Below are 10,587 nucleotides of genomic sequence, written 5' to 3'. Positions count from 1 at the left end.
CGCGGCCGCCTGGCGTCCTTCGCGGTACAGGCGGCGCGGGTCGGCCCAGCCGGCGTCCACGGCGGCCGTCATCGTCTGCGCGGCGAGGGGGTGCAGCGGCCCGCTTGCCGCGTCGAGAAAGGCCCGCTGAGCGGGGAAAGCGGCCACGCTTCGATAACTTAGCCGACCCCTTCGTTGCGCGGCTTTGAGCCTGCGGTACCTTTACTGCCAAGCACGTCGCTGCCAGCGGGTGCCCGCTGCACAAAAGTGACCGCATGTCGATCCGAAGAGGTGCCCGTTGCGACTGTCTGACACCGTCACCCGCCGACGCTCCCGCGCCGGACTCGGCCTGGCGTTGACGGCTGCCGTCCTCAGCCTTGGGGGATGCGGCCTGGCCGGCGCCCAGGGCAGGGTCCAGGACGGCTATCTTCCGCAGGGCGCCACCGAGGGCGCCGAGCGCGTCCGCAGCCTCTGGATCGGTTCGTGGATCGCCGCGCTGGCCGTCGGCGTCCTGGTGTGGGGGCTGACCGCGTGGTGCGTCGTGGCCTACAAGCGCAAGAAGGACGACCCGCCCCTTCCGCCGCAGCTGAAGTACAACATCCCGCTGGAGATCCTCTACACGGTCGTCCCGATCATGATGATCGGCGTGCTGTTCTACTACACCGACCGCGACGAGCGGGAGCTGACGGACACCAAGCAGACGCCGGACGTCACCATCCAGGTCATCGGCAAGCAGTGGAGCTGGGACTTCAACTACCTCGAGGGCAATGCCCACGAGTCCGGCACCCAGGCCCAGTTGACGGGCAAGCCCGGGGTCGAGGAGACGCTGCCTTCGCTCTATGTGCCCGTGGGCAAGCGCATCGAGTTCCAGCTCGTCGCCAATGACGTCATCCACTCCTTCTGGGTGCCGGCCTTCCTGCAGAAGCTCGACTTGATCCCCGGTCGCGTCAACACCTTGCAGGTCGTGCCGACCCGTGAGGGCACCTTCGCCGGCAAGTGCGCCGAGTTGTGCGGCGCCTACCACTCGGAGATGCTCTTCAACCTCAAGGTCGTCTCGCAGGCCGAATACGACAAACACATCAACGATCTGAAGGCCCAGGGCAACGAGGGTCTGCTGCCGGCGAGCGTGCTGCGTGAGCCGATCATCGAGCAGGACAAGGACAAGCTCACGACGGGGAGCAACTGACCATGAGCAGCATCACGAACGACGGGACGATGCTCCGCACGGCCGAGCGCGTCGAGCACAAGCGCCTCGCCCCGGGCACGACCTTCGTCAAGTGGGTCACGACCACCGACCACAAGGTCATCGGCAATCTCTACTTCATCGCCTCCTTCGCCTGGTTCCTCATCGGCGGCCTGATGGCGTTGATCATCCGCCTGGAGCTCTTCGAGCCGGGCATCCAGATCGTCGATGACAAGCAGCAGTTCAACCAGCTGTTCACGATGCACGGCACGATCATGTTGTTGCTCTTCGCGACACCCCTGTTCGCCGGCTTCGCCAACGCACTGGTGCCGCTGCAGATCGGCGCCCCCGATGTGGCGTTCCCGCGCCTGAACATGTTCGCCTTCTGGCTCTACTTCTTCGGCGGCCTGATCGCGGCCTTCGGCTTCCTCACCCCGATGGGTGCGGCTGCTTTCGGCTGGTTCGCCTACGCACCGTTGTCGAACTCCGTCTTCAGCCCCGGCGTCGGCGGTGACCTGTGGGTCTTCGGCCTGGCCATGGGTGGTTTCGGAACCATCCTGGGTGGCGTCAACTTCATCACGACGATCGTGTGCATGCGTGCCCCCGGCATGACGATGTTCCGGATGCCCATCTTCACGTGGACCATCCTGATCACCTCGCTGCTGATCATCCTCATCTTCCCGCCGCTGGCCGCTGCGCTCTTCGCGCTCGGTGCCGACCGTCGCTTCGGGGCCACGATCTTCGACCCCGCCAACGGGGGCCCGATCCTGTGGCAGCACCTGTTCTGGTTCTTTGGCCACCCCGAGGTCTACGTCATCGCGCTGCCGTTCTTCGGGATCATCTCCGAGGTGCTGCCGGTCTTCTCGCGCAAGCCGATCTTCGGGTACAAGACCCTGATCTTCGCCACCATCGCCATCGCCGCCTTGTCGGTCAGCGTCTGGGCGCACCACATGTACGTCACCGGCCAAGTGCTGCTGCCCTTCTTCGCCATCATGACGATGGCGATCGCAGTGCCGACCGGCGTGAAGTTCTTCAACTGGATCGGCACGATGTGGGGTGGCCACCTGGTCTTCTCCACGCCGATGATCTGGGCGATCGGCTTCCTCGTGACCTTCCTCTTCGGTGGCCTGACGGGGGTTATCCTGGCCAGCCCGGCGCTCGACTTCAGCCTGTCCGACTCCTACTTCGTGGTCGCGCACTTCCACTACGTCGTCTTCGGCACCGTCGTCTTCGCCATGTTCGCCGGCTTCTATTTCTGGTGGCCGAAGTTCACCGGTCGCATGCTCGACGAAACGCTCGGCAAGATTCACTTCGTGCTGCTGTTCATCGGCTTCCACACCACCTTCCTCATCCAGCACTGGGTGGGCGTGGACGGTATGCCGCGCCGGTACGCCGACTACCTCCCCGAGGACGGCTTCACGCTCGCCAACCAGGTCTCCACCGTCGGCGCGTTCATCCTGGGCGCCTCGATGCTGCCGTTCATGTACAACGTGTGGAAGACCTGGAAGTACGCCCCGCTTGTCGACACCGACGACCCGTGGGGCTACGGCGCCTCACTGGAGTGGGCGACGTCCTGCCCGCCGCCGCGGCACAACTTCAACTCCATCCCGCGCATCCGCTCCGAGCGTCCGGCCTTCGACCTGAACCACCCCGAAGGCGCCCCCGCTTCGTTGCGCCGCGCCAACGCGGCCGACGCCCTGACCGCCGGAAAGGCCTGATGCCTGTATGAAGGTCGAAGCCATCGTCTTCTTGGTCGTCGGGATCTTTGCCACCGTCATGGGCCTGATCTACGGCATCGTCACCGACTGGCAGGAACTCGTCGGGGCCCCCGCGCTGTTCCTCAGCGGCGGCCTGGGCTTCATGGTCGCCTTCTACTTCTGGCTGACCGGCAAGCGCATCGGTTACCGGCCCGACGACAACCCCGAGGGTGAGATCCGGGAGTTCGAGGGCGAGTACGGCTCGTTCTCGCCCTATTCCTGGTGGCCGCTCTGGCTCGCCCTGACCGCATCCTTGATGTTCATGGGCCTGGCCGTCGGCTGGTGGATGTTCGCCATCGGCGCCTTCTTCGGCCTTTTCGCCCTCGTCGGCTGGACCTTCGAGTACTTCAAGGGCGCCCACGCCAACTGAGCTGGGTCCTGGAGGGCGTCAAGCGGCGGCGGGGGTGCGTGCCGCGTCGAGGAGTTGGCCGATGACGGCGGCGAGTCGCTCGTCCACGGCGGGGTCCAGGAGCGCGTCGCCGGCGCCGAACGCGGCATAGGACGACGCAACACCGAGCGTCTCGGCCAGGGGAGCGGCGCCGGCGATCTGCAGGACGCGCACGGCGGCCTCTCGGGCCCACTGCGCGCCGCGCGGGGAGCCGGACGCCGCCAGGACTAGAGCGGGGATCCCGGCGATCGGAGCGGCGCCCCGGGGGCGCGAGGCCCAATCCAGGGCGTTCTTCACGACACCGGAAACCGAGCCGTTGTATTCCGGCGTGACGACGATGATTGCGTCCGCCGCGGCGACCTCGGCCCGGAAGGCATCGACGAGCCCGGGGCGCCGCTCGTCGGTGTCCAGGCTCTCGTCATAGAAGGACAGGCCCGCCGGCAGCGTGCTGACGTGGGCGCGCGCCGACTCCGGGAGGTGCGCGAGGGCCGCGTTCGCGAGTTGGCGGTTGGTGGATTCGGGACGCAGGCTGCCGAGCAGGACCAGGACGTTCATGATGTCTCCTGAAGCGATGCGGAAAAGTCAAGTGCTTGACCAATATGACACCACGATCCCACACTGTCAAGTCGCTTGACTATTCCAGTATGCTGGTGGACATGGCCAACCCTTCCCCGGACTGCGCGCTTCCCGGCTCGTGCGCGCCGGCGCGCGGGGAGGAGCGGGTGCCGCTCGTGGCGCTGCTCGGGCGGCTGGAGGCGGCTTTCGTCGCCGAGTTCGACGCCCGGCTGGCCACCTCGCCGTTCTGCGCGCTGTCCCTGGCCCACTCACGCAATGTGCTGCGCCACCTGGGGGCGGGGCCGCGGCGCGCCAGCCAGATCGTCGCCATGACCGATGTCAGCAAGCAGGCCATCAGCCAGCAGATCGCCCATTTGGAGCGCAATGGCTACCTGCGCACCGAGCCCGATCCCGACGACCATCGCGCCCGCATCCTCGTGCTGACGGCGAAGGGGGAGCGGGCCCAGGCGCACGTCAAGGCGACCTTCGTCGAGATCGAGCAGGACTGGGGCGCGCTCCTGCCCGCCGAGGACGACCTGACGCAGCTGCGCAGCCGGCTGACCGACCTGGTGGCCGCACTCCAAGGCGCCGGGCCGGGGCGCCCGGCTCCACCGCATACCGAACCCTGCTGATCATGATCGCGATGAGCCCCGAAGAGTTCGAGCTGGCCGTCGGCGACGCCCTCGACAGCGTGCCGGCCGAACTGATGGACCTGCTCGACAATGTCGCGTTCTTCGTCGAGGACGAGCCGCCGGCCGATCAACCGGACGACCTGCTCGGCATCTACGACGGGATGGCGCTGACCGAGCGCAACAGCGGCTGGGGTACCTTCAACCTGCCCGATCGCATCGTGCTGTTTCGCGGCCCGCTGACGCGCATGTGCGACTCGCGCGAGGAGTTGCTCGACGAGATCGAGATCACCGTCGTGCACGAGATCGCCCACCACTTCGGCATCGACGACGCCCACCTGCACGACCTCGGCTGGGGCTGAGAAACGGCCCTGGCCGCGAGCACGGGGCTCGCGGCCAGGGTCAGCAGTGGCGACGCCAGGAGCGGCGTCAGGAGGCGTCGGATCAGTGCAGCGCCTTGGTGGTCTCGCCCGCTTCGAGGTGCTCCGTGGCGTGCCCGTCGTGGTGGGCGGCCTCCAGTTCCGCGGGCGTCACCGGCTGGACGACGTCCTGGAAGTAGAAGCGGCTCAGGCGGGTGCGCCACTTGCCGTTGGACGGTGCGGCCACCCCGTGGGCGTCGACACCGGACGTGAGCTCCAGCGGCTGCTGGCCCTCGAAGCCGACGAGCTTCCACCGGGTGTAGGGGTCGAGCGGCTCGTGGGCCTCGAAGAACTGCCCGTCCGCGGTCCGCACGATGCGCCCGGTCTCCCGGCCGTGCAGCACCTTGTTGCGGTCGGCGCGCTGCAGGCTCAGGCAGACGCGCCGCGTGGCCCAGAACGCGATGACCGGCAGGACGAAGGCCGCCGTCCGGAAGAAGTAGGTGATGTCGTTGATCGACATGTGCAGCTTGATCGCCATGATGTCGTTGGCCGCGGCGAACATCAGCACGCCGTAGAAGGTCAACGCGGCGACACCGAGGGCGGTGCGGGTCGGCTGGTTGCGCGGGCGGTCGAGCAGGTGGTGCTCGCGCTTGTCGCCGGTGACCCAGGCCTCGATGAACGGGTAGGCGGCCATGATGCCGTACATGATCGGGATCAGCATCAGGGCGCCGATGGCGACGTTGAGGCTCAAGGTGTAGCCGAAGGCGTGGAACTCCAGCCAGCCCGGGAGGAGCCGCAGCGCGCCGTCGGCGAAGCCCATGTACCAGTCCGGCTGGGCGCCGGCGGTCACGGCCGAGGTGTCGTATGGCCCGTAGACCCAGATCGCGTTGATCTGAACGAGCGCGGACAGCACCGCGATGAACCCGAAGACGATGAAGAAGAAACCGCCGGCCTTCGCGGCATACACCGGCATGACCGGGAACCCGACCACGTTGGAGTTGGTCCGGCCTGGCCCGGGGTATTGGGTGTGCTTCTGCACCGCCACCATGACAATGTGCGCGGTGAACAACCCGACCAGGATGGCCGGCAGCAGGAGCACGTGGACGCCGTACAGGCGGGGGATGATCGCCTCACCGGGGAAGGGCCCGTCGAAGACCATATAGGCCAGGTAGGACCCGATGATCGGTGCGGACTGCATGAAGCCTTCCGCCGCCCGCAGACCGGTGCCGGAGAGCAGGTCGTCGGGGAGGGAGTAGCCGGCGAAGCCCTCGACCAGGGCGAGCATCGACAGGATGCAGCCGATGACCCAGTTGAGTTCACGCGGCCTGCGGAAGGCGCCGGTGAAGAAGACCCGCAGCATGTGCGCCGAGAGCGCGACGATGAACATCAGCGCGGCCCAGTGGTGCATCTGCCGGATCAGCAGGCCGCCCTTGATGTCGAAGCTGATCTTCAGGGAGGAGGCGTAGGCCTCCGACATGCCGACGCCCTGCAGCGGCACATACGACCCGTCGTATGTGGTGTGGCCGGCGCTGGGAATGAACCAGAAGGTCAGGAACACACCGGTCAGCAGGCAGACGATCATCGAGTACATCGCGATCTCGCCGAGCATGAAGGACCAGTGGTCGGGGAAGACCTTCTTCATCAGGTAGTTGACGCCCTTGGCCGGGCCGAGGCGGTCATCGACCCACCCGGCCACGCCTCCGAGCTTCTTGGCGCCCGCGGACGGGGGCGCGGTCACGGGCTTGTCGCCGCTGCGCAGCGCCTCGGCCGGGCGGTCGTACGCGTTGGTGCTCATCCACGCTCCCAGAAGCTCGGGCCGACCGCCTCGTGGAACGGTTCGGCAGCAATAAGGTAGCCCTCGTCGTCCACGTCGATCTTCAGCTGCGGCAGGGGACGCTTGGCGGGGCCGAAGATGACGTGGCAGTCATCGGTCACGTCGAAGGTCGACTGGTGGCACGGGCACAGCAGGTGGTGTGTCGTGCGCTCGTAAAGGCCGACGGGGCAGCCGACGTGGGTGCAGATCTTGGAGTAGGCCACGATGCCCTGATAGCCCCACGACAGCGCCTTCTGGCCCCGCTCGGTCGGCTTGAAGTCCTTGGGGTCGAGGCGCAGGAGCAGGACCACGGCCTTGCCCTTCTCCTCGAGCTGGCCGTGCTCGAGACCCTCGACACCGAGTTCCTCGTTGGTGAGCAGGCCCTCGGGGAGCACGTGGTAGACCGAGCCGATCGTGACGTGCTCGGCCTTGATCGGCATCGCCTCGGGGTCGGTGACCAGCCGGGGACGCTTGTCGTATGGGGTGTAGCCGCCGTGCCCGTCGGGCTCGCCGTTCCACATGGTCAGCGAGAGGTGGTTCTTCGGCAGCGGGCCGAGGCTGCCGACCAGCTGCACGAGCAGCGGCAGGGAGAACAGCCCGAGAGCGCCGCCGAGGGTGGCCTTGATCAGCGGCCGGCGGAAGAGCTGGGCCTTCTCGCCCCCGTCGCGCATGATGCCGACGAAGTCCTCGCGGGCGGCGTCGCTCGAGCGCAGCGGGTGGCGCTCCTCGACGACCTCGGCGTCGGGCATGAGGGTCTTGGCCCAGTGCACAGCGCCGAGGCCGATACCGAGGAGGGCCAAGCCGAGGCCGATTCCGAAGAGCAGGTTGGTCGTGGAGACGTTACCCAGGCCCGGCACCCAGCTGCGGTGCGCGGTGTCGAAGGCGAAGTAGGCGACGAGAAACAGGATCGTGCCGAGGATGGAGAGAGTGAACAGGCCGGCGACCTGCCGCTCGGCACGCTTGGCGGCCTTCTCGCTCGTGTCCGCCATCCGCTCGACGTGCGGTGGGAGGCCGGGGTTCTCGAAATGGGCCGGCAACGCTCCGTCGCCGACGACGTGGTGACCGTCATCGAGGCGGACGGCGGTCGCCGAGGACTCCTCGGCGGCGAAGTCGTCGGCACCGTATGCCGTGGATCCACCTCGTGGGGTGGCGTCGGTGTCGCTGCTCATCGGTCAGGCTCCCTTCTGCCCGAGCCAGTACGCAGCGCCCACGAGGACCCCGAGGCCGAACACCCAGGCCACGAGGCCCTCCGGCACGGGACCGAGGCTGCCGAGCGCCATACCGCCGGGGTTGCCTTCCGCCTCCATCGCCTTCAGGTAGGCGATCAGGTCGTTCTTGGATTCGGGCGAGATGTTGTCGTCGTTGAACACCGGCATGCTCTGCGGGCCGGTAAGCAACGCCTCATAGATGTGCTTGCCCTCGACACCGGTCAGCTTGGGGGCGTATTTGCCGCGGGTCAGCGCCCCACCAGCACCAGCGGAGTTGTGACACATCGAGCAGTTGGTGCGGAAGATCTCGCCACCCTTGCCCGGGTCGCCGCCAGCGCCGGTGGTGTACTCCTCGGCCGGCACCGCGGGGCCGGGGGCGAGGGAGGCGACGAACGCGCCGATGGCCGCGATCTGCTCCTCCGAGAACTGGACTTCCTTCCCACGCGGGGCTTGGACACCCGGTTCGGCCATCGGCATCCGCCCGGTGCCCATCTGGAAGTCGACCGCGGCCGCACCCACGCCGGCGAGATTGGGTCCGACGTTCGTGCCCAGCGCGTTGGCGCCGTGGCAGGTGGCGCAATTGGTCTTGAACAGCTCTTGGCCTTCCTTGACCTGCCCGGCCGACGCCTCGGCGGCGATGGCGGGCTTGGGGGCGAGGGCGGCATACGCCCCACCGGTCAGGATCAGTCCCAACAACAAAAGCAGGAAGATCGCGGCCGGGTGCCGTCGCCGTGCGGCGAGTGCGTTCACTTCGGTCTCTTTTCTGTTGCGCGGGTGATCACTTGAGCAGGTAGATCGTCGCGAACAGCGCGATCCACACCACGTCGACGAAGTGCCAGTAGTACGACGTCACAACCGCGCCCGTGGCCTGGGCGTGGCTGTAGTGCCTGGTTGTGAAGGTGCGGGCGATGATCAGCAGGAACGCGATCAGGCCGCCAGTGACGTGCATGCCGTGGAAGCCGGTCGTCAGGTAGAAGACAGAGCCGTAGCCGTCCGAGGCGAGCGTGATGCCGTCGTGGACGAGGTGGGCGTATTCGTAGACCTGGCCGGCGATGAAGATCGCGCCGAAGATGTAGGTCAGGACGTACCACTCGCGCATGCCCCAGCTGCCGACGTTGAGCAGGCTCCCGGACCGGAAGGCCTTGCCGTGCTCGGCCTGGTGGACCCCGAGCTGACACCACACCGAGGAGATCACCAGGATCAAGGTGTTGGCGGCCGCAAACGGCACGTTCAGCGTCGGCGTGTGCTCGGCCCACAGATCGGGGCGGACCTGGCGAATCGTGAAGTACATCGCGAAGAGACCCGCGAAGAACATCAGTTCGCTGGAGAGCCAGACGATGGTCCCCACGGACACCATGTTGGGACGGGTTACGGTGCCCGTGGCGTGCGCGTAGGGCGTCGGAGACGTGCCGGAATGAACGGCGGATGCTGTGGCCACGGCAGCATTATGTCGGTAAACGAATCGGCGGGGGAGCCGACCCCCCCGAAACGGGTGGATCGAGTCCATAACGTGCCTCGTCGGGCCGCGGTTCCATCGTGGTACGCCCCGCCGAAGGTCCGGCGGGCGGAGGTGGCGTGGGCCGAGCGGGTCATCCCGTTAGTCTTGTCCCATGGCCGAGAGCTCTTCGCACGCCGAACCCGCCACCGCGACCGGGCCCCGCCCGCTGTCGGTGCTGCTCTACAGCGACGACTTCACCACCCGCGACGCCGTGCGCGCCGGTGTGGGTCGCCGGCCGACCCGCGACCTCGAAGTCACCTCGTGGCATGAGTGCGCGACACCGCCGGCCGTCATCGAGGCCGTCGCGAACGAACGCTTCGACCTGCTCATCCTCGATGGCGAGGCGGCCCCAGCCACTCGACCCGATCGCCCTGTGTGCCGGCATCGAGCAGGCTCTCGCCTCTGCCCCGGCCCCCGGGCCGGAGCCGGCCGCCCTCTGATCCCCGCGTGAGCGAGTCCACGGGCCCCGTCTCGACGTGGCCGGACATCCTGACTGCCCTCGTGACCGGTCGTGACCTGTCGTATGCCGAGGCCACCTGGGCGATGGACCAGGTCTTCGCCGGCGAGGCCAGTCCGTCCCAGGTGGCCGGGTTCGTCATCGGCCTGCGAGCCAAGGGCGAGACGGTGGAGGAATTGCACGCCCTCGCCGACGTGATGCTGGCGCACGCCAACCGCATCCCCACCCCCGAACACAGCATCGACATCGTCGGCACGGGGGCCGACCGGGCGCACACGGTCAACATCTCGACGATGTCGGCGCTGGTGCTCGCCGGGGCCGGGCTGCGCGTCCTCAAGCACGGCAACCGGGCCGCCTCGTCGTCGTCCGGCAGCGCCGATGTTCTCGAAGCGTTGGGTGTCGATCTGTCGCTCGCGCCGGAGCGGGTGGCCGCGGTCGGCGACGCGGCGGGCATCACCTTCTGCTTCGCCCAGGCCTTCCATCCGGCCATGCGGCATGCGGCGACGACCCGCCGCGAACTCGGGATCGGCACGATCTTCAACAGCCTCGGGCCGCTGACCAACCCCGGTCAGCCCACCTTTGCCGCCGTCGGCGCCGCCGACCTGCGGATCGCCGAACTCATCGCGGGCGTATTCGCCGCCCGGAAGCGCCCGGCGCTGGTCTTCCGCGGGGAGGACGGCCTCGACGAACTGACGATCTCCGGACCCTCCCGCCTGTGGTGGGTGCGCGACGGGCAGATCGGCGAGCACCTGATCCACCCC

At 67.7% G+C, this 10,587-nt stretch carries 12 protein-coding genes; 7 read left to right on the top strand and 5 right to left on the bottom strand.

The window, feature by feature from the left end:
• Positions 1-277: 277 nt before the first annotated feature.
• The 3 genes from ctaC to BN11_RS05440 are packed head-to-tail and all read left to right on the top strand — an operon-like array spanning position 278 to position 3,289.
• Positions 278-1,165, top strand: a complete 888-nt coding sequence (gene ctaC, locus BN11_RS05450; RefSeq protein WP_048695478.1) for an aa3-type cytochrome oxidase subunit II — start codon at positions 278-280, stop codon at positions 1,163-1,165.
• 29 nt (positions 1,166-1,194) lie between these two features.
• Positions 1,195-2,880 (top strand): aa3-type cytochrome oxidase subunit I, encoded by a 1,686-nt coding sequence (gene ctaD / locus BN11_RS05445; protein WP_048700880.1) that lies wholly within the window; start codon positions 1,195-1,197, stop codon positions 2,878-2,880.
• A 7-nt stretch (positions 2,881-2,887) separates the two neighbouring features.
• Positions 2,888-3,289 (top strand): cytochrome c oxidase subunit 4, encoded by a 402-nt coding sequence (locus tag BN11_RS05440; protein WP_048695475.1) that lies wholly within the window; start codon positions 2,888-2,890, stop codon positions 3,287-3,289.
• Between the two features lie 18 nt (positions 3,290-3,307).
• Here BN11_RS05440 and BN11_RS05435 read toward each other — a convergent pair whose 3' ends face one another.
• Positions 3,308-3,862 carry an NADPH-dependent FMN reductase gene (locus BN11_RS05435; RefSeq protein ID WP_048695472.1) on the bottom strand — a complete coding sequence of 185 codons (555 nt, stop codon included), beginning with the start codon at positions 3,860-3,862 and terminating at the stop codon, positions 3,308-3,310.
• A gap of 101 nt (positions 3,863-3,963) precedes the next feature.
• On the opposite strand from BN11_RS05435, the gene BN11_RS05430 reads away from it, so the two are divergent.
• The gene (locus tag BN11_RS05430; RefSeq protein WP_162213167.1) at positions 3,964-4,494 is read left to right on the top strand and encodes a MarR family winged helix-turn-helix transcriptional regulator; all 531 of its coding nucleotides are present in this window, start codon (positions 3,964-3,966) and stop codon (positions 4,492-4,494) included.
• 2 nt (positions 4,495-4,496) lie between these two features.
• Entirely contained in the window at positions 4,497-4,853 is a 357-nt protein-coding gene (locus BN11_RS05425) for a metallopeptidase family protein (protein WP_048695463.1), read from the top strand.
• 82 nt (positions 4,854-4,935) lie between these two features.
• On the opposite strand, the gene qcrB is transcribed toward BN11_RS05425, so the two are convergent.
• From qcrB to ctaE, 4 genes are read right to left on the bottom strand one after another with little or no spacing between them, the layout of a single operon-like run.
• Positions 4,936-6,645: a cytochrome bc1 complex cytochrome b subunit gene (gene qcrB, locus BN11_RS05420; protein ID WP_048695460.1), complete on the bottom strand. Its 1,710-nt coding sequence runs from the start codon at positions 6,643-6,645 to the stop codon at positions 4,936-4,938.
• A complete protein-coding gene (gene qcrA, locus BN11_RS05415; RefSeq protein WP_048695457.1) occupies positions 6,642-7,832 on the bottom strand; it encodes a cytochrome bc1 complex Rieske iron-sulfur subunit in 1,191 nt (396 codons plus the stop codon). The genes qcrB and qcrA overlap by 4 nt, the downstream gene beginning before the upstream one ends.
• A gap of 3 nt (positions 7,833-7,835) precedes the next feature.
• Entirely contained in the window at positions 7,836-8,621 is a 786-nt protein-coding gene (gene qcrC / locus BN11_RS05410) for a cytochrome bc1 complex diheme cytochrome c subunit (RefSeq protein WP_048695454.1), read from the bottom strand.
• Positions 8,622-8,649: 28 nt separating this feature from the next.
• Complete coding sequence (gene ctaE / locus BN11_RS05405; protein WP_456152334.1) at positions 8,650-9,309, bottom strand: cytochrome c oxidase subunit 3; 660 nt, start codon at positions 9,307-9,309, stop codon at positions 8,650-8,652.
• 172 nt (positions 9,310-9,481) lie between these two features.
• Here ctaE and BN11_RS21680 point away from each other — a divergent pair, with 172 nt between their 5' ends.
• Complete coding sequence (locus tag BN11_RS21680; RefSeq protein ID WP_083433554.1) at positions 9,482-9,820, top strand: hypothetical protein; 339 nt, start codon at positions 9,482-9,484, stop codon at positions 9,818-9,820.
• The coding region (gene trpD, locus BN11_RS05395; protein ID WP_053084014.1) for an anthranilate phosphoribosyltransferase at positions 9,817-10,587 on the top strand (771 nt) is incomplete at its 3' end. The genes BN11_RS21680 and trpD, both read left to right, overlap by 4 nt.

This window comes from Nostocoides australiense Ben110, from assembly GCF_001050535.1.
GTDB classification, from domain to species: Bacteria; Actinomycetota; Actinomycetes; order Actinomycetales; family Dermatophilaceae; genus Nostocoides_A; species Nostocoides_A australiense.
The sequence above is the reverse complement of the archived record's forward strand: the minus strand, read 5'-3'. Positions and strand labels throughout refer to the sequence as shown.